We start from the raw sequence: 18377 nt of genomic DNA, 5'->3' as shown, positions 1-18377 counted from the left end.
GTAGCCGTGGAATGCTTATGTTCCAGACCGTAACTGCCGGACGGATCCAAATGTCTATTGATTCGAAGCGCACCTCGGGCGAAGTCTTGTCAGGCAATACTCTAAGCCGTGCACTACCAGACGTATCCGTCAGACAAAAATTCAGATGCAGCTCGTACATCACCACTCTGATAGCCGCTGAACAAAATCATTCGCCCTCGAGCCTGTTCAAGCCCGCACATCCTCGACGATGCATTGTCTATTCCCCCTATGGCTGGCATAAAGGTGTATTGGCGCTACTTGGCTTTAACGGCGAGCCCTTTGATCCTTTGACGCAGCGCTATCACTTAGGTCACGGTTACCGGGCGTTCAGCCCCTCATTAAAGCGCTTCAACAGCCCTGACAGCATTAGTCCTTTTGGTGCAGGCGGCCTAAATCCATATATTTATTGTTTGGGGGACCCAGTAAACAACAAAGATCCAGATGGACACATTACAGTTTGGCAGTTTGTTACAGATACCACCCTAACCCTAAGGCATTTATTTAAGCGCAATAATGTGCCAACTGGTTATAAGTTGATTGGATTTCATGGCAGCGCTTCGATTTATGAGAAATCGTTAGCTGCGGGAATCGACCATAAATATTTTGGCAAAGGTGATCATGGAGACGGCTTTTACGCAACTGACAACTACAAACTGGCAAAACATTACGCCAACATAAGCGCATTCCTCACTCAGTCTAGCCCGCGCACTTACGGGGTATACATACAGAACTTTAACAACCTCGAAAGGGGTAAGGATTTCGACTACGCCGCCGGAACCGAAATAATGGTTTTCTTTGAAAGCTCATTTGACAAAATAAAGGTTCTACCCACAAAAGAATCAACACTATTTCGCAGAAATTCATATTATGAGCGCAACGCAGATTTAAACTCGAAATCAAGCGACATACGAGTTGACGCCTGACCTGCGCGATATATAGAAAGTTAGCAAAACTCGTCAGTTGGGCGCGACGACTGCGAGGGCAATGAGTACTGTAGAATACGGTGCACATTCCTTTATAAACCTGCCTATCTGCATTCCGTCATGAGGCTAGGCGGTCCTTTTCGAACCGCCGGGCTCTGTTTCACACCTTCTTCAACATCCCCATATGCGCATCATCCATCAATGCCTTGGCCATATCGCTCAGGTAGTGCGATGCCCAGACCAGCACTGGTTCGTTGTCCATCACACCGATGAAGGACGCCCGGCGGGCGCTGTCGAGCAGCACGGAGGCCTGCTCCATGGCGTGGCTTGCGCAGTTGCCGGGTTCCACACGGAACAGGCGTGTACCTTTGGTGGCGCCTTCCAGACAGGTGCAACTGCCGACGGTCCAGCCGAGCTGGCCGTGGTCTGCAGGGGTTTCGTTGTCCATTTGCGAAATCCTCTCTCGTGGAACTAACCGTAACTCATTGATTTAGCTCGATCCTGTAGGAGCGGCCTTGCGCCGCGAAAGGGCTGCGCAGCAGCCCCGGCAATTTTGATTGCGGCGCGGAACCTGGGGCCCGTGGCAGCTCTATCAGTGCAATGTGTATGACGGCGGTCGCATACTCATCTGAAGCTGGGCCAGTGCCGACTCCAGCAACATGCGGGTGGCATCAAGCTCGTGCATCATCGTCAGCATCACCAGGGTGGCCGGTGATTTTGGCAGATGGCTGAACGACTGATGGGCAACGGCCAGTGCACACATGACGTACTCGGTGGCCTGGACGAGGGTGTCTTCAAGGAGATGGGGGGATTCAGCGGACGGGGGTGGATCCGGGACGATCTTCAACATGACTTCATACTCGACGTTCATGAATGATCAACCAGACACCCATTCACCTGCAGGAGGATGGGTGGCGGCTACGTGCGGGTCTGCAAGTCCGGGGAACATCGAGCGATAACCCGGCCGGCCCGAGGGCCAACCGCACGTAGCCACCATTGAGCACAACCACTGGAAAACGCCAGCGACTCGAAGGTGAGTACAGTTCGATGTTCAGACGGGCTTGCAGGCCCGGTCGTTGATTTGGCAACGACCCAACGAGACTAGCCGCCACTTCGAGGGCGCAACAGTGGGCGAAGCATGCTTCGGAAATGGACTACTCGAAATAGGGAAAATCTGATTCATCCATGTAGGACGCGCCAACGAATCATTGGCCGGACTCTGCTCTGCTTACTTTTTGAGGAAGGTTTCTACAACGCTGGCGAACCGTTCCGGTTGATCGAGCATGACGAAATGAAAACTGTCATCGATCCGGGTGAAATGGATATCAGGTGTCGAGGCATAGGCCCGACGGAACGTTGCATCGACGCTGGATGCAGGCACGCCGTAAAAATCGTCGTATGCATAAACGACTTCGACCGGTGCGCTGATGCACCCGAGTTCGGGACGCAGATCGGTGACCATCAATTCATACACGGCGTCCGCCACAGTCTTGCGATCGGAGCTGATCCCCGCAGAAACCAGCCCTGGTCTGACCGCCTCGGTCTTGGCGAGTCGGGCAATAGATGCCTTCTGCATCGCTTCGCTCTGCTCCGGCGATGCCGCCAACAGCGAACTGCGCATTGCTGCTGCCTGCACGGTAGCGGTTTTGCTGGTGGCCGAAGGATCAATCAGCAACGTATAGAACGGCAACGCATCGACGATCATCAAACGACCGACCTGATCGGGATGACGAGCCCCCAGCATCAATGCAACCTCTCCCCCCAGCGAGTGACCGATGATCACGGGTGCCTCGATATGCTGGGTGCGGATGTAGTCAGCAATTGCCTCGGCCACCGGAGCGACCACTTTCCCTTCGCTATCGGACAGCGCAGGCAAACCGGCAAAGCCTGCGAGCTGCACGAGGTGAAGACGCTGGCTCTGGCGTAACCGAGTGGTAAGGTCAGTCCATACCTCGCGAGACGAAGCCAGCCCCGGAATCAGGATCACATCCCTGCCCTCGCCTTCGACCTGGACCGAGATACGCTGCTGATCAGTGGGTAATGGAGACGAAGGCTGGCCGGGTGACGCCGATAGCGACGTCGACATCAACGACAAGGTGGTCCCGACTGCCGCGAGGATCATTGCGATACGCATTGGATTCCCCTCTCCAGGCGATGTGCTGCTTGTTTCATGGCCACTCCTTTGACTGATGAGAGCTAGGCACTATACGGACTTGTCGCCACGATAGAAGGCGTTGAGGGCATTCGAGCATGGTCTGGGTCGGCGCGGCTGCCCACCCAGACCACCGGCCTCTGTTTCACACCTTCTTCAACATCCCCATATGCGCATCATCCATCAATGCCTTAGCCATATCGCTCAGGTAGTGCGATGCCCAGACCAGCACCGGTTCGTTGTCCATCACACCGATGAAGGACGCCCGGCGGGTGCTGTCGAGCAGCGCGGAGGCCTGCTCCATGGCGTGGCTCGCGCAGTTGCCGGCTCGACACGAAACAGGCGCGTACCTTTGGTGGAGCCTTCCAGGCAGGTGCAGCTACTGACGGTCCAGCCGAGCTGGCCGAAGTCTGCAGGGGTTTCGTTGTCCATTTGCGAAATCCTCTCTTGTGGAACTGACCGTCACTCAATGATTTAGGTCGACGCTGGGGTCTGTGGCAACCCTGTCAGTGCAACGTGTATGACGGCGGTCGTTCACTCATCTGGAGCTGGGCCAAAGCCGACTCCAGCAGCATGCGGGTGGCATCAAGCTCGTGCATCATCGTCAGCATCACCAGGGTGGCCGGTGATTTGGGCAGGTGGCTGAACAGCTGATGGGCGACGGCCAGTGCGCACATGACGTACTCATAGGCCTGGAACAGAGTGTCTTCAAGGAGGTGGGGGGATTCGGTGGACGGCAGTGGATCCGGGGCGATCTTAAGCAAAAATACCTCGCAATGTATTAGACAGCCCCCAACTTTTCACTTGCAGGTAAAAGGCGGCAGCTACGTGCAGGTCTGCAAGACCGGGGTATTACGAGGCGAAAACCCGGCTGACCCAAAGGTCACCAGCACGTAGCCACCATAAAGCGAGACCCACTACTCAACGCCGAAGATCATGGTGACCACCATCCTAGGCTCTATACGAAATGTATCTGCACTCGCCCATACTGCGTTGAAACGGGGCTCGGAATGCTCATGTACTCCAGTACAGTCGGGCGCGACCCCGGCCGTTCCTCCCCCCGTTTCGCCTTGTCTGGCCTTCGCACAGACACATTTCCTACAGACCCTAATACCGCGCAGGCTTGCAGACCGGGCGAAACAGGTGCAAGGCCGCTCCAGGATCCTACTTTCGCCCCTCAAATCGTCGTCTGCTCAGGAACAACCCTATGCCGAGCGGCACTGCAAGGGCAGACATCAATCCCAGGTCAAAGCTCTGCAAACGAGTCTGGCTCAGCGCAACACAACCAATCAGTCCAGCAATGACCAACGCAACGCCTAGCCACTTACGCAGCAAGTATGGCCTCATGAACCGTTCAAATAGAAAAGCCAGTGCAACGAAGATGACTGCCTGCGTAAATTCGGACATGTGCACCTCCTCTCAAGCCCTGATGATAAGTGATTCGGCAGTACGCTGCGGGCCAATCCCACCACTTACCTGAGCCTGAATGCTCACGACTACGTCACCAGCATGGTAGGTGGGTAAGACGTCATTAACGTAAGAGCGCACGCCCATACCTACAGCAGTACCGGCGGCAAGCCCTGCTACTGGCCCGGCCAGATTGCCCACAGCACGGGCAGCACCACCGAAAGCGGAGAGCGCCAGGTTAGCAATGCTGGTGCGCTGGGCATTGAGGGTGTCTGCTTGTTGACGGGTCAGCGGTTTGGAAATACCTACCATCATCACGCAGGGCAGGTTTTTGGCCTGCATCTTGTCGTACACCTCTACGACTTTGCTGGTAACTTGGTAATGGGCATGCTTTGCTTCGCCAAAATGCAGCTCGCGCAAGCGACCGCGGTCACTGTCGGTGAGGGTGATCTGCGAAATGTTGAACACGATCCCGTGGTTGCCCATGTACTGGTGTGTCCCTTCAAAGTTCATTAACGCTTCCTTACAAAATAAGCGGAGATTCTGAACAGTCGGGCATCCAGATGCAGCTGAAAGTTGACACGATCCCTTTAGAAGCGGTCTTGTGCCGCGAAATGGCTGCATAGCAAGAAGCCGAAACTCATGGGTCGGGGAAAATCTTCATGTTGAAACCCTCTAGTTACGCTGATCAGCCCGCAACTCATCGCTTGCAAACGAAGGGGTGGCGGCCACGTACGGGCCTGCAAGACCGGGGCAACTAGAGCAAGCCCGACTGACCCGAAGGCCACCCGTACGCAGCCACCGTGATGCACGGCCAATGCCTTGAGACCAATGGCAATGGGTGGTGCTGATCTAGATGTCCCGCTCGGGCTTGCAGACCCGGTCGCTACTTTTTTGTAGCGACCCAGCAAGGCAAGGCTAGACCTAGGTTGGATGGCGTAAAAGCGGGTAGAGCATGCTTCGGAAACGGACTACTCGAAATAGGGAAAATCTGATTAATCCCTGTAGGACGCGGCGCGGGATCTCCCCCCTGCCCGTCTACCCAGCCCGAAAAAGACGGTTTACATCTCACCCAGCGCTTGTAGAGAATCCCCCACTTTTGGTCATCCGGTCTGAGAAGCTGCATATGCCCTACATCATGCAAGCTGCCATCCTTCTGGTACTGGGCGCACTCCTCGTTCAGTTTCTGAAACCATACCCCTTACGTAAGTGGCTGGGCGTGGCGATGTTGGCGGCGGGCCTGGTCGGCATCTTCAATTTCGACCAGCAGCAGGTGCTGGGCTTTGACCTGGAGCTGCTGGCGCTCCTGGCCGTGCCGTTGGGCGCGGTGCTGTTCATGACGCGGCGGCGGTTCACGGAGGTGGGTTGAAGCCCAGGTCAGGTTCCTGTAGGAGATCGCCTGGCCCTATGGGCTACGCAGTCGTGCAGGGAACAACGTTACAAGCATTACCAACGTGGGAGCGGGTTTGCCCCGCGATGCGGCGTATGGCACCGGCATTGCCGGTGATCGCGGGGCCAGCCAGCTCCCACGCTGTCCAACAATCAGGCTTGCGTTGAAAACACGGTCTTGGAGCAATGTCCGCCTCGGATCGAAACGAATAGCCCGAGTGTGCGCGCAATCTCTCGGACCTAGCCTGCGCTGGCTACAGGTTGATCAGCTGCGCAGGCATCTCAGTCAGGTCAAGCGGCCCCCTTCGCCTGCTGTTCCAGATGCACCTGCAACGTCGGATCGATCCCCAACGCACTGGCCAATTCATCAAGGTAGGCCCGCTCCGCGTCCTGTTGGTCATCCACCAGCATCACACTGGCCAGGTACATTTCCGCAGCCATGCCCGGGTCCTGGGCCGACTGCGCCACCTCGACAGCATCCAGTGGTTTGCTGACTTCCTCATCCAGCCATTGCTGCAGTTGCGGGTCGCTGGTGTGACGTTTGATTTCGGCATAGATCAACTGTTCTTCCTGCGGGTCGATGCGACCGTCAGCCTTGGCTGCCGCAATCAGCGCACGCAAGATCGCATGGCTGTGATCCTGGGCCTCGGGGCCAGACAACTGATCCACGGTACGCACGGTCTGTTGCGGGGCTGCCGCCTGGCTGCGCTGCCAGCTTTGATAAGCCTGGAACGCCATCATGCCCAACGACGCCAGAGCCGCGTAATTGACGCCACCAGCAGAGCGTCCCTGAGCGGAAGCGCCGGCGTTGCCACCACCGCCACCCAGAAGGCCACCCAGTAAACCACCAAGGCCACCACCGCCCCCTGCTCCACTGCCGCCGCCAAGCAGCCCTCCCAGCAAACCACCCAGGCCATCTTGTGCTGACATGCCGCCGCGCCCTTGTTGCGCTTGCGCGCCCTGCCCAGCCCGAAGCAACTGTTCCAGTAGATCACTCGTGTTCATGGCACCGCCCTCGGTCGGTAGTCGTCGCCCAGACAAGCAACGATAGCCCCCGCAAGGCGAACCGCCATTACCGTCTGGCCGACGGGTAACCGGGGGCCGACCGAGTGCAGCTAAATAGCATGAACGCGCCCTGCGACTTGAATCGGAAGTAGGGGCTGGACCGCCTCTATCGCGGCAGCTTCGCAATCACCTTGATCTCGAAGTCGAAGCCGGACAACCAGGTCACGCCAAGAGCGGTCACCGTAGGATAAGGCGCTTCGCCCCAATACTCGGCCGCCACTTCCCAGATGGTTTCAAACTTCGAGTCGGGATCGACCATGAAGATGGTCGTATCAATCACATCCTCGAAACTACTGCCGGCCTCGGCCAGGATCGCGTTGAGGTTGGCGAAGGCCAGACGAACCTGCTCCGCGAGGTCAGGCTCGGCCGAACCATCCTTGCGGCTGCCGACCTGACCGGATACGAACAGAAAACCATTGGAGCGAATCGCAGGCGAGTAGCGGTGCAACTCGTACAATGCATGGCGATCTGGCGGGAAAACGACATCACGTTTGCTGGACATTACCTACCTCGTTCTGGGCCATCAAAGCCCGGTGTCTACGGTGAGGCCACTATAAGAAGGCCCTCTTCCCTGGATAAACGGGCAGTTCTGGTCAGGACTGTTTGTATACTCCAAACAATCCAGGTGCGAACGAGGCGTGGAATGGACCGATTCGATGCAATGCAGGCGTTTGCCCGAGTGGTGGAAACCGGCAGTTTCACCAAGGCGGCCGCCACCCTGCACATGAGCAAGACCACCGTGACGCAGCTCATTCAGCAGCTGGAAGCGAGGCTGCGCGTGCGCCTGCTCAACCGCACCACACGCAAGGTCAATGTCACCGCCGACGGCGCGGCCTACTACGAACGCGTGGTTCGGCTACTGGTCGACATGGACGACGCCGAGACCAGCTTGTCCAGCGCGTCCACGACACCACGCGGACGGCTGCGGGTGGATGTACCCAGCCCGCTGGCGCGAATGCTGCTCATACCCGCCTTGCCGGAATTCTTTGCACGTTATCCTGAAATCCAGCTGACCGTGGGCGTGAGTGATCGCATCGTCGACATCATTGGTGAAAACGTCGACTGCGTGGTGCGTGGCGGCGAGATCACCGATCAGTCCCTGGTGGCAAGGCATGTGGGCGACTTGAAACTCGGCATCTATGCCACGCCCGGCTACTTGCAGCGCTTCGGGACACCGGTGCACCCCCGTGAGTTAGAGGAAGGCCAGCACAAAACCATCGGCTTTCTCTGGTTTCGTACAGGCAAAACCTTGCCCTATGCGATGCAGCGAGGTGAGGAGCGCATAGAGGTCCAGGCCCGCCCACAACTGACGGTCGATGACGGCAATGCGTACCTTGCCGCCGGCCTGGCTGGCCTGGGGATGCTCTGGCTGCCGCAGTACATGGCCAAACCGCACCTGAGCAGCGGCGAGCTGCTACCGCTGTTTGAAGACTGGCACATGTCGCCGATGCCGATGTACCTGGCCTTCCCGCCGAATCGACATGTCAGCGCCAAGGTGCGGGTGTTTATCGACTGGATAATCGAGTTGATGGCCGAGCATGCGCCAGTGATTGGCTGAAACAGATGCAAGGCCGCTCCACCGAATTTCCGCTGCTGCCCGTTTTCTGACAGTGCGGCGGAGGCCAACTATGGGGCGTTAGCGGCATTTCGTGACCGGCCACTTCCGACCCATAGCTGACAGTGAGTCCCGCTGCAATCTTTGTGGGAGCGGGCTTGTCCCGCGAAGAGGTCGGCCCTGGAAACGAATCTACCTGGCACGGGCTATGCCCGTGTTCGCGGGGCGAGCCCGCTCCCACATAGACAGGATTTCACTTGAAGTCGGCACGGCCAGCTGTAAATGACCACCGGGCTCGATACCCGCCCGGTGATTGCTCACCACTTTACCAATTGTGCGTATAGCTGGCAGTCAACACAGTGCCTGGTGCCGGCAAGTGGCTGGTGTTGTTGTTATTGCGCAGCAACTGGCTGTAGAGCGGGTAGTAGTCGCGGTTGAACAGGTTCTGGATGCCGACGCTCACCTTGTCGTCAGCGGAGATCTGGTACTGGCTGATCAGGTCGACTGTCGTATAGCTGCTCACCTGATGCCGACCAAAGCTGTCCACGCCATCGAGCCTGTAGTCCTTGGCGTCGAAGAACGTGGCTTGCAAGCGGTTGTTCCAATCCAGGGTCGGCTTGTATTGCACGTAGGCGGTCAGCTTCAGCGGCGGAACGCGATAGCCGGTCATGTCTTGCCAGCCTTTGCCGTCCGGTTTTTCTCGCCCGCGCATCCAGGTCGCACTCCCCCCTGCGCCCCACACCGCATCGTCCGATAGCCAATCGGCACTGGCTTCAGCTCCGTAGATGCGCTCCTTGGTGCGGGTCAGAATCAGGCCATTGTTGAAACTTTGCACATCCCCCAGTTTGGAGGTGGTGTAGAACAGCGCCAAGGTACCGAGGGTGTTGCTGCCCAGCTCTCCTCGCCAGCCAAGCTCGTAGTTGTTGGTCTTGACCGGTTCCAGGTTCGATGCGTCGATGTCGAAACCACGGCGCGCATTGCGCAACTGAATGCCCACATCGGGCAATTGGAAGCCCTGGCTGAAAGAGGCGTAGATTTCCTGGCCGAGTACCGGTGAGTAGACGATGCCCAGGTTCGACAGCACCGCATCGTAATGAATGTCGCCACCCTTCACCGCCACCGGGGAGGTAGCCGTGGATTCAGACAACGGAACGAAGTCATCGAACTCGGCGGTGGAGTATTCGTAGCGCAGGCCGCCGTCGATAGACCAATGCTCGTCGAAGCGATGCTGCAGCTGGGCGAACGCTCCGGCGCTACGCGTCCTCAGCGGGGGCATGTAGGTGAGCTTGCCGGTCTTGTCGAATACCAGGCCGCCACTGGCGTCATAAGCCGCAGGGTCGAAGACGTCGAGCGGCATGTCGCTGCGCTCCTGGTTATAGTCGCCACCCCACACCAGCTCGGTACTGCCGCTGTCGCCAAGTGGCGTGCGCAGGGTCAGGCGGCTGCCGAAGACTTCACTGTTCTGCATGATCTGGTCGACATTGCCGCCGCGGGTGACAACAGCTCGGGCGTCGAACGGGGTGAAGCGGGTGAAGTAGTCCCGGTAGTACATCTGGGCAGAAAGCCGGCTTCCAAGAATGTCGAGATTCTCGTACTCCAGGTTCACCAGCGTGTTGCGAATGCGGTTCTGCTCGTCGAGGTCCAGGCCCTTGATCGCATTGGCCGGCACAGAGCCTGCGGGGAGTTTCGCGACGCTCGGGTCGGTAGCGTAATCGGTGTCCTGGCGGGCATCGTAGCGGCTGACTGCAAGCTGGATTCGCTGGTTCTCGTCGATGTGCAGCCCCAGCTTGCCGCCAATGTTGTAGATGTTCGAATCGAACAGGTCGCCTTGGCTTGGCTCCGGGGCGATCCGGTCTCCGTGCGCATCGTACGATGCCCCAATATGGCGGGTACCGAAGTCGAACGAGTAGTCCACCGCGCCCTGAGAGCCTGCGAAATACTGCTGAAACTGGCCTCCCAGGCCATCGCTGCCCAGGCGGGTGAGCGGCGAGGTGGCGCTCAGGCTGGTTTCGGCACGGTTTTCGCCACCAGCAGGCCGTGTGGTGATGGAGATGATGCCCCCCGTGGCGCCGCTGCCGTAGATGGCGCTGCTGCCACGGATGACTTCGACCCGTTCGATCAGTGCCGGGTCGATGTTGGCCAGGTTGCGCGAAGAGTCGCGGTTGGTATTGAGCGGCACCCCGTCGACCATGACCAGCATGCTGCGCCCGCGCAGGGTCTGGCCATACTCGGTGACGGTGCGGCTGGAGTCGGACATGCCAGGAATCGCCTTGGCGAGTACCGTGGCCAGGCTCTCTGAACCTTGGCGCAGCTCCTGCAGTTGTTCATGCTCCAGAACGGTGGATTGCCGCGTTGCAAAAACCAGACTGCTGCTGGTGCGCGAGGCGGTGATTTCCATCTGCGCCATTTCCACGGGCACGCTGTGGGTTGCGGGGCTGGATGCAGGGGCACCCTGCGCGACGATGACGAACGTGCGCTCATCCTTGGCCTGTACCTGCAAGCCACTGTCCTTGAGCAGCGTTTGAAGTGCTTCCTCAGGTGTGAACCGCCCTTTCACCGCACGCGCGTCTCGGCCTGCGCCGAGATCGCTGGCAAAGATGATCTGCACCGAAGACTGCTGTGCGAGCGCGTTGATGGCCTCGCCCAGCGGCGCGGCGGGGAGATCCATGTTCACCTTTTCCCGGCCCTGGGCCGACATTGCGATGAGCAGGCTACTGGCGAGCAATGACAAGCGTAGCTGGCGACTGCGGAGGGGAAAATGCACTTCTCGAGTTCCTTTTTATGGTTGGGCTTTTTCAGTAGCCGCCATGGAGATCGAGAAACCCTACCTGCGCCTGAGAATTATTTTCTTGTCGATTTGGGTTGAATCCGGACGCTGCCATCCCCTTGTTGCAGCACGGCGACGGGCAGGATGCTGGGCAGCAGATCCAGTAGCAGGTCGACATTGTGCGCCTCGAACACCCCTGTCACCTTGAGTGCGGCCAGGCTTGGGTCGCTCAGCTCGATGGGGGCCTTGCGATAGAGGCGCAGCAACGACACCGCTTCATCCAGCGGCGTCTGCTCGAACACGATGCGATCATCTTTCCATGCCATCGCCCTGGAGGCGTCGGCCTTCGCAACCGGCATCAGTTGCCCGCCAATCGAGTCGACCTGTTGCCCTGGCCTGAGGGTGACAGGCGCTTGTGCTGCAGCCGCCGCGGTGACGTCCACGCGCCCACGGGCCAAGGACACACGCACCGCGTCGTTATCCAGGCGGCGAACATTGAACAGCGTACCGAGCACCTCGACTTTCGCCAGGCCAGCGGACACCACGAAGGGGCGGTACACGGCCGAGGACACATCGAAAAGCGCCTGCCCTGCGCGCAGGTCGACTTCGCGGCTGAGCAGACGCCAACTGATATCGACATGCGTGCCACTGTCGAGCAGCAGCTTGCTTCCATCGCCCAGCAGCACAGCGCGCCGCTCACCAATGGCGGTAGCGAAACGCTCGCTCTTGTAGACAGGGTTAAGCCACGCCAGGGCTGCAAAGGCGATCGCAAGCGCCAGCGTGATACCTGCCGACTTCACCGCTTTCGAGGGCGCAGGCCTGGACGGCGGCATGGGGAACAGCTGCTTGAGCTCTTCACGATGTCGCCCCAGAGCCTCGTCCAGTGGCGCCTGTTCGGGCTGCTTGGTCATGGATGCACCTCATCGCGCCCAAGCCGTTGCCTGCACGCCGCCAACCCCAGGCGCAGGTGCTTTTCCACTGTCTTGATGGAGATACCGAGGCGAGCGGCTACTTCTGCCTGGGGGATTTCGTGAATCTTGTGCATGACGAAAACAGCCTGACAGCGAGGTGGGAGGTCTGTGATAGCGTCGACGAGCAGTTGAAACTCGCGCTCGCTGTCATACCTGGTCATCGGGGTGGCTGCCGGGCAGGCCACCTCAGGCAGCTCGGAGATAGCCTCTACCCAGGCGCCTCGGCGGCGATCGCTACGATAGCGACTCACAGCGGTGTCATGGGAGATTTTTCGTAGCAAGGCCAGTGGGGTTCGGACGTCGTCTTTCTCACCGCGCTCAAGCAACTGCACGCACACGTCATGCACTACATCGCGCGCCATGCTTCTGTCGCCGAAGCGTCGGCGAATGTGGTCCACCAGATCGTCATAGTGACGTACCAATGTAGACAGCAGCGTCGGTTTGGCGGGATCGAACGACACGATGCATCCTGAATAAGAGGTAGGCCCCGAAACAAGACACAAGTGTAAATGAGAAATAATTGCGAATAAACAAGCTACGGCTTCGAGCCATGCTAAATCGCAGGAAGGTGAGGAATGGTCAGCCCGTTGGCAATGGCACTGGCTTCCAGCTTTGCACGCTCCGCGTCCAGAAGAACATAGGCGGCTTGCAGCGTGGTGATCTTCGCTTGAATGTCGGCCATCTTGCTGGCTACCAACATCGCGCCCTGCGCGCAATCGATCGTATTACCCCGCTTGGCCGCAAGGATGTCGCCGATCTCGGCGAGCGAAAAACCGCCGCTCTGGGCACTTTGAATAAAGGCCAGATCAACAACGGTCTGGTCGCTGTAGCTACGGTAGTTGTTGGCTTGGCGATGGGCCACGATAAGCCCGAGTTGCTCGTAATAGCGCAATGTATGGCGGCCGACGCCACTCCGGCGCTCCAACTCTCCAACATTCACAGTAAAAATTCCTTGACTGTAGAGTACGCTCTACACCTTAGCCTGCGCCGATCATCCAGACAAGGATTCAGATATGAGCGTGGAATGCTTCGTCACCGGCGGCAGTGGGTTTGTCGGCCAACACTTATTGGCCCGTCTTACTGCGACAGGGCACAAGACCTGGGTGCTCATGCGCAACCCTGAAAATATTGAACGCCTCAAAGAGCAGGTAGGCCAACTGGGAGGTAACCCTGCATATATAAATGCAGTTGAAGGAGACATCAGCAGGGATGGGCTTGGACTCAGCGAAACAGACAGGCAATGCGTAGCTTCCGTCGCTGTGGTCTTCCACCTCGCGGCGCAGTTTACCTGGGGTCTGACAATGGAGCAGGCCCGCGCAGTCAATGTACAAGGGGCACTGAGGGTCGCCATGCTCGCGGCGAGCCAGCGTATCCGCTTGCTGATGGTGGGCGGCTATATGCTGCAGAACCTCCCCCATCTGGCAAGGATCGGAGTTGATAACGAGCACCCTGAAAACACCAACTGGTCTGCAGTATACGACCGTGTGGGGGGCTACGAGGGCAGCAAGCTGGAGTCCCATTTCGCAGTCATCCGTTACATGCAGGAGGCAGGCGCAGATTACTCGATCGTTCATCCTGCTACGGTGTGTGGCCACAGCGAGAGCGGGCACATCCCTGAAGGACAACCTCTGGCCGACCTCATTCGAAATCTGGCACTGGGCCGGTTCAAGGCTGTCCCTGGTTCCGCCAGGCACTGGTTGCCATTGGTCAGCGTCGATTACCTGGTAAAGATGATGACCTACGTGGCGTTCGACCCGTCGATGGCCAACCGGCAGGTCCTGGCGCTGTATGAGCACACCCCGAACCTGCAGGGTATGCTCGAGCAACTGGCCCAAACGCTGAATATCAAGGCACCCCGCCGCCATGTACCCATAGGGTTGCTGAAGTGGCTATTGGCGATTCCCGGCCTGGCCACCCGATTGTCGATCAGCGCCGAGTCACTGAACTTCATCCAGACGCAGCGCTTCGACATGAGTGACAGTCAGCAACTGGAACAAAAGTACCAGTTGGGACATCCCGACATGGCGCGAACGTTGGAAAAGACCGTGCGCTACGTCCAAGGTTACTTACCCTCTCGTGTTCACACTTCTGCAAATCCTGCCGGAAGTTAACAAACGGGTTCTGATAGAGCGCGTAATTCTGTCGAACACTTCAGCAACTTCGGTGTTATATTATTGCATATGAACCGGATGGTTACTTCCTGACCGTCTGGTTAGTTATAGCGTATCGACGCTCAACTTGGTCTTTAGGGAAAAAGGCGTGTGAATTGACGTGAAGCGTGACATCCACCTCGTTGTGCTACTGCTATCGGTCATCGGTTGCTCTCTCGCCTCGTTAACGCTGTGGAAGGTCATGGCTTCTCGCGAGCGCGCCCTGGAAGACGTCAACGTCCATGGCCTTAACCTGACCCAGGCACTGTCCACCTATTCGGAAGGTATCGTCCGTCAGAGCTCGATGCTGCTGCTCGGCCTGGTCGAGCGTCTGGAAACCGAGGGGGCCGGGCCCGCGCAGATCGAACGTCTGGATCAACTGGTCAAGCGCCAGCAACCGTTGATGCCGCCGATGAGCGGCATCACTATCTACGCAAGGGATGGACGCTGGCTGATGTCGTCCAACCGTCCCATCCCCGACGGTGCCAACAGCAGCGACCGAGCCTTTTTCATCCACCACCGTGACGACCCATCCCGCGACCCTTTCATCGGCCTGCCAATCCGTAGCCGCGTCAACCAGGAATGGGTGATCACCATCAGCCGGCGATTCAGCGATGACCATGGCGAGTTCGCCGGCGTTGTCGCCATGACGCTTGGCGTCGAGAACTTCCTGCAGCTTTTCGGCAAACTGGATGTCGGCCATGACGGTGCCATCGGGCTGGCCTATACCGACGGTTCCATGCTGGTGCGCTACCCATTTCGGGAACAGGACATGGGGCGCAACTTTTCGAAGTCGCCCATCTTTACCAAATATCTCGTTGACCAGCCAGCGGGCACCGCATCGTTCACCTCCAGCCTGGACGGCGTGGAGCGCCTCTACGCGTTTCGCAAGAGCGACAAGCTACCCCTGGTGACAACGGTCGCGCTGGGCAAGCAGGAAGCACTCTCGGCCTGGCGGCTCGAGGCGCTGCTGTCGTCACTGGTGGTCGCTGCGCTGCTGGCACTGATCGGGACCATTGGCTGGTTGCTGATTCGTGCCATGAGCCGACGAAGTGCGGTCGAAAACGAACTTTGGCTGACCCAACAGCAGTTACTGGAGAGCAACCAACAACTGGAAAGCCTGGCGATGCACGATGCGCTCACGGGGCTTGCCAACCGGCGCTGCTTTGACGAGGCGCTGCCCCAGGAAATCCGCACGGCCCATCGAAATGGCACCCCGCTGGCTCTGCTGATGATCGATATCGACCATTTCAAACGTTACAACGACACCTATGGGCATCCGGCTGGCGACGCCTGCCTGCAGCAGATAGCTTCCCTGCTCTCTTCCTGCATCCGCCGCCCTCGCGACCTGCTGGCACGCTACGGGGGTGAAGAACTGGCCGTGATCCTGCCCGAGACCGACAACGACGGAGCGGTCGTCGTCGCCAGGTTGATGCTCGAGCGCCTGGCCTTGCAACCTATCCCTCACAAAGGCAGCCCTTTCGGGCATGTGACCGCCAGCATCGGCATCGCCTGCGTCGATGGAACGGCCCTCGACAGCCCGCCATCGCTGATTGAACGTGCCGACCGGGCGCTCTATACCGCCAAGCAGGCGGGCCGCAATCGCCTGCATGTCGACCGGGCGAAGGCATAAAGCCAATAACAAGGAATGTACAAATGCAATCTCGTTTCGGCAAAGGCGTACTCTTTGCACTCTGTGCCGCTGCACTGAATGCAACGATCGGCGTACTCAGCAAAGTGTTGATGAACAGTGGATTCAGCGCCAGCAGCATCGCCCTGATAAAAACAGTCCTCGGCTGCCTGTTGTTATCAGCACTGCTACTGTTTCTCAAGCGCCCCCTGCATACGGCCAAGTGGTTCCATGCCGCCGTTTGCGCCTTTCTCGGCATTTTCGTGTTGTTCCACTTTGAAACCTCGGCCTATAGCCATTACGCCGCGGCAGGCGTCGTGGTGATCCTGATGGCAAGCGCGTCCATTTCTTCGATATTACTGGGGCGGATAGTCCTCAAGGACCCTATCACCGCCAACGCGACAGTAGGCGCCGGATTGACGATAGCCGGTATTGCCGTGATCTTCGGAGCCGACCTGGAACAAGGTTTCACGCTGCAAGGCACAGTGCTCGCTGCGATTGGAGGCTGCGGCTATGGTGCATTTTCGGTTGCCATGAAACGCATGGGCGTCTCCGGGGGGCTGCATTTCACTCGGCAACTATTGTTTTTCGGCAGCCTCTACCTGCTGATGCCGGCTGCAACCGATGGGTTCATCATTGGAGAGCTGTCGCTGGCAGCGGTCATGACATTGCTGGCCCTGGCCGCGTTGCCGACCATCCTCGGCTTCTTCTGTACCACCAAGGCCATCGAGTATTTGAAGCCATCGCAGGTCCAGGCACTGGAACTGACTGAACCACTGTTTGCCGCGCTTCTGGCGTTCGTGATCCTCAATGAAGTGCCACGAGACACTTTGTACCTGGGGGCCGGGCTGATCCTCTGCGGATTGTGTTTCTCCAACGAGCTGATCCGGTTAGGCAAGAAAGTGCCACAGCCGTCCGCAGGGTAAAACACGGCGAGCAAGCGCCCCGAGGAGTGCATACTCGCGCCACCGCATCACATTAACAAACCGCAACATCGTAGGTCAGATAGATCCGGTTGCTGTCGCGGCTTTCCCCGACCATAGAATCTCCCACAAAGATTGCTGCAGGATTTACTGTCAGTAATGGGGCGATATCAGCCGTTCACGACTGACCGCTATCGACCCAAGGCGGTCATAGCAGCAAGCTTGGCCAAGTCTTCAGAAAGCTTAGCTATCCCAGCCTAGTCGCTGCTACTGCCCATCAGAATCCATCTTTTCCCACCCTGATGAATATCGAAAGCGAAGTCCCAGAACACTGGGTATGCCGGATGGCCCTTGGTTAGCCAAAATGAAGTTAGGGTGCTGGCCTGGTCTAGGCGCACATGCGTGAACAGGTCCTCAAGAAGACTCAGGATTTCGGAGCGTTTTGCATCCAAATCCAGTGGGCCGTAACCGCCATCCCCGGCGTGCAGCAGTTGCTCGGTAACCTCACTGCGAGCCTCGCTTGCGGTCACGCAGGACTGCCCGCCGATGATCACTTCGTTACCGGTGGAAAAAGCGAGTTGCTCTTCAAGCGTCCTATCCAGGTCAAAGGGCCCATAGGTGTTGACCCAGACCGAATAGTTAAAACCCTCCAAGAGATGCTCAAGCCTGAGGATTTCGTTTGCACGTAAATCTTGGGTGATACGCATACTGGCTCCTTTAATCAAGGCTTTGAAGCCTACCAGAGAGCTTTCAAGGCGTTCTGGCGATAGACCACTCGCAAACACACAACAGAAGCGGAATTGCTCTTCACTTATTCGTAAATTTTTCCACAGTAAAGAAATGTAGCGAACTGCGCCCACGGGTTGGAAGGTGAAAGCCCTTGGCGGATACCAAATTCACTGACTTCGGCCCAAGCTATTGCGGCATCCAGGAAGGCTTCAACGCTGGTATTCTCCCAATCGTTGCTTGCGCGTTTATCAGCCGCTAGGGCGTGGACGAAAGCCAAGAAGGTCGTCGCGTCCATGACCTCGGCCAATTGTTCATGAAGATCCACAAGTTTCTCCCTCGCTAAGGTATACGCAGGTAGGCATTGTCTTTCAGATTATGAATGGCCGCTAAGGGTCGGATAGCGACGGTCTGCCCTCGACCGTCGCTTTGGTAGGGCTACATGCGCGAGGCATGCCGGATTATCAATGCCTATTGGTTCGAGACCCTGTCGCGTCCGGTCATGCAGGCTCCCAAAGCTGTTGCCAATGACGCATCTCGCAAGGTCTCGACACATGAGGGTATGCGCTTGGTAGACGTGCGGGCAGGAGATTTCGTATCTGGACAGATGGAGGTCGAAATATGGGAGATGACTCGTGCTGACTGGTTAGAAAGATCGACTGCCAGTCGCTAATTCTTTACGTCAGAGGTTGAAGCGC

At 58.0% G+C, this 18377-nt stretch carries 21 protein-coding genes and 1 pseudogene; 7 read left to right on the top strand and 15 right to left on the bottom strand.

The genetic code is table 11. From position 1 onward, the window contains the following. Positions 1-17 precede the first annotated feature (17 nt). Positions 18-944: an RHS repeat-associated core domain-containing protein gene (locus K2O50_RS11130; protein WP_256206003.1), complete on the top strand. Its 927-nt coding sequence runs from the start codon at positions 18-20 to the stop codon at positions 942-944. Between the two features lie 160 nt (positions 945-1104). On the opposite strand, the gene K2O50_RS11125 is transcribed toward K2O50_RS11130, so the two are convergent. The 7 genes from K2O50_RS11125 to K2O50_RS11095 all read right to left on the bottom strand — a co-directional run bounded on the left by K2O50_RS11125 (position 1105) and on the right by K2O50_RS11095 (position 5016). Beyond that, the gene (locus K2O50_RS11125; RefSeq protein ID WP_050706048.1) at positions 1105-1392 is read right to left on the bottom strand and encodes a DUF3077 domain-containing protein; all 288 of its coding nucleotides are present in this window, start codon (positions 1390-1392) and stop codon (positions 1105-1107) included. Between the two features lie 144 nt (positions 1393-1536). Beyond that, positions 1537-1794 carry a hypothetical protein gene (locus tag K2O50_RS11120; protein ID WP_050706187.1) on the bottom strand — a complete coding sequence of 86 codons (258 nt, stop codon included), beginning with the start codon at positions 1792-1794 and terminating at the stop codon, positions 1537-1539. A gap of 378 nt (positions 1795-2172) precedes the next feature. Continuing rightward, complete coding sequence (locus K2O50_RS11115) at positions 2173-3078, bottom strand: alpha/beta fold hydrolase (protein WP_050706049.1); 906 nt, start codon at positions 3076-3078, stop codon at positions 2173-2175. Between the two features lie 163 nt (positions 3079-3241). Next, on the bottom strand, positions 3242-3400 hold the full coding sequence (locus tag K2O50_RS26635; protein WP_256206004.1) for a DUF3077 domain-containing protein: 159 nt from the start codon (positions 3398-3400) through the stop codon (positions 3242-3244). 202 nt (positions 3401-3602) lie between these two features. After that, positions 3603-3860, bottom strand: coding sequence for a hypothetical protein (locus tag K2O50_RS11105; protein WP_050706050.1), 258 nt, complete (start codon positions 3858-3860; stop codon positions 3603-3605). A gap of 400 nt (positions 3861-4260) precedes the next feature. After that, a complete protein-coding gene (locus K2O50_RS11100) occupies positions 4261-4503 on the bottom strand; it encodes a hypothetical protein (protein WP_050706051.1) in 243 nt (80 codons plus the stop codon). 12 nt (positions 4504-4515) lie between these two features. Next, a complete protein-coding gene (locus K2O50_RS11095; protein WP_050706052.1) occupies positions 4516-5016 on the bottom strand; it encodes a hypothetical protein in 501 nt (166 codons plus the stop codon). Between the two features lie 613 nt (positions 5017-5629). Here K2O50_RS11095 and K2O50_RS11090 point away from each other — a divergent pair. Then, positions 5630-5872, top strand: a complete 243-nt coding sequence (locus K2O50_RS11090; RefSeq protein ID WP_050706053.1) for a hypothetical protein — start codon at positions 5630-5632, stop codon at positions 5870-5872. 311 nt (positions 5873-6183) lie between these two features. On the opposite strand, the gene K2O50_RS11085 is transcribed toward K2O50_RS11090, so the two are convergent. Then, complete coding sequence (locus tag K2O50_RS11085) at positions 6184-6897, bottom strand: tellurite resistance TerB family protein (RefSeq protein ID WP_050706054.1); 714 nt, start codon at positions 6895-6897, stop codon at positions 6184-6186. Positions 6898-7063: 166 nt separating this feature from the next. After that, entirely contained in the window at positions 7064-7459 is a 396-nt protein-coding gene (locus K2O50_RS11080; RefSeq protein ID WP_050706055.1) for a RidA family protein, read from the bottom strand. Positions 7460-7600: 141 nt separating this feature from the next. On the opposite strand from K2O50_RS11080, the gene K2O50_RS11075 reads away from it, so the two are divergent. Further along, a complete protein-coding gene (locus K2O50_RS11075; RefSeq protein WP_220690011.1) occupies positions 7601-8515 on the top strand; it encodes a LysR family transcriptional regulator in 915 nt (304 codons plus the stop codon). 322 nt (positions 8516-8837) lie between these two features. On the opposite strand, the gene K2O50_RS11070 is transcribed toward K2O50_RS11075, so the two are convergent. The 4 genes from K2O50_RS11070 to K2O50_RS11055 all read right to left on the bottom strand — a co-directional run bounded on the left by K2O50_RS11070 (position 8838) and on the right by K2O50_RS11055 (position 13190). Continuing rightward, positions 8838-11276, bottom strand: coding sequence for a TonB-dependent receptor (locus tag K2O50_RS11070; RefSeq protein WP_050706057.1), 2439 nt, complete (start codon positions 11274-11276; stop codon positions 8838-8840). 77 nt (positions 11277-11353) lie between these two features. Continuing rightward, positions 11354-12190 (bottom strand): FecR family protein, encoded by an 837-nt coding sequence (locus K2O50_RS11065; protein WP_050706058.1) that lies wholly within the window; start codon positions 12188-12190, stop codon positions 11354-11356. Then, positions 12187-12711 carry an RNA polymerase sigma factor gene (locus K2O50_RS11060; RefSeq protein WP_025339489.1) on the bottom strand — a complete coding sequence of 175 codons (525 nt, stop codon included), beginning with the start codon at positions 12709-12711 and terminating at the stop codon, positions 12187-12189. Before K2O50_RS11060 ends, K2O50_RS11065 begins: the two co-directional genes overlap by 4 nt. Before the next feature lie 92 nt (positions 12712-12803). After that, positions 12804-13190 carry a MerR family transcriptional regulator gene (locus K2O50_RS11055; protein ID WP_050706059.1) on the bottom strand — a complete coding sequence of 129 codons (387 nt, stop codon included), beginning with the start codon at positions 13188-13190 and terminating at the stop codon, positions 12804-12806. A 73-nt stretch (positions 13191-13263) separates the two neighbouring features. On the opposite strand from K2O50_RS11055, the gene K2O50_RS11050 reads away from it, so the two are divergent. The 3 genes from K2O50_RS11050 to K2O50_RS11040 all read left to right on the top strand — a co-directional run bounded on the left by K2O50_RS11050 (position 13264) and on the right by K2O50_RS11040 (position 16956). Further along, entirely contained in the window at positions 13264-14361 is a 1098-nt protein-coding gene (locus K2O50_RS11050; protein ID WP_050706060.1) for an SDR family oxidoreductase, read from the top strand. Positions 14362-14521: 160 nt separating this feature from the next. After that, positions 14522-16033, top strand: a complete 1512-nt coding sequence (locus K2O50_RS11045; RefSeq protein ID WP_052895949.1) for a sensor domain-containing diguanylate cyclase — start codon at positions 14522-14524, stop codon at positions 16031-16033. A gap of 23 nt (positions 16034-16056) precedes the next feature. After that, entirely contained in the window at positions 16057-16956 is a 900-nt protein-coding gene (locus K2O50_RS11040) for a DMT family transporter (protein ID WP_050706062.1), read from the top strand. 254 nt (positions 16957-17210) lie between these two features. Here K2O50_RS11040 and K2O50_RS11035 read toward each other — a convergent pair whose 3' ends face one another. After that, positions 17211-17660, bottom strand: a complete 450-nt coding sequence (locus tag K2O50_RS11035) for a hypothetical protein (RefSeq protein ID WP_050706063.1) — start codon at positions 17658-17660, stop codon at positions 17211-17213. 104 nt (positions 17661-17764) lie between these two features. Continuing rightward, on the bottom strand, positions 17765-18007 hold the full coding sequence (locus K2O50_RS11030; protein WP_052895951.1) for a hypothetical protein: 243 nt from the start codon (positions 18005-18007) through the stop codon (positions 17765-17767). Positions 18008-18115: 108 nt separating this feature from the next. Between K2O50_RS11030 and K2O50_RS26630 the strand changes: the two are divergent. Next, positions 18116-18352, top strand: a pseudogene (locus K2O50_RS26630) (GNAT family N-acetyltransferase; N-acetyltransferase); the annotation flags it as partial. Positions 18353-18377: the final 25 nt, after the last annotated feature.

It is taken from the genome of Pseudomonas sp. 2hn (assembly GCF_019646095.1).
Taxonomy (GTDB): Bacteria; Pseudomonadota; Gammaproteobacteria; order Pseudomonadales; family Pseudomonadaceae; genus Aquipseudomonas; species Aquipseudomonas peradeniyensis.
The sequence above is the reverse complement of the archived record's forward strand: the minus strand, read 5'-3'. Positions and strand labels throughout refer to the sequence as shown.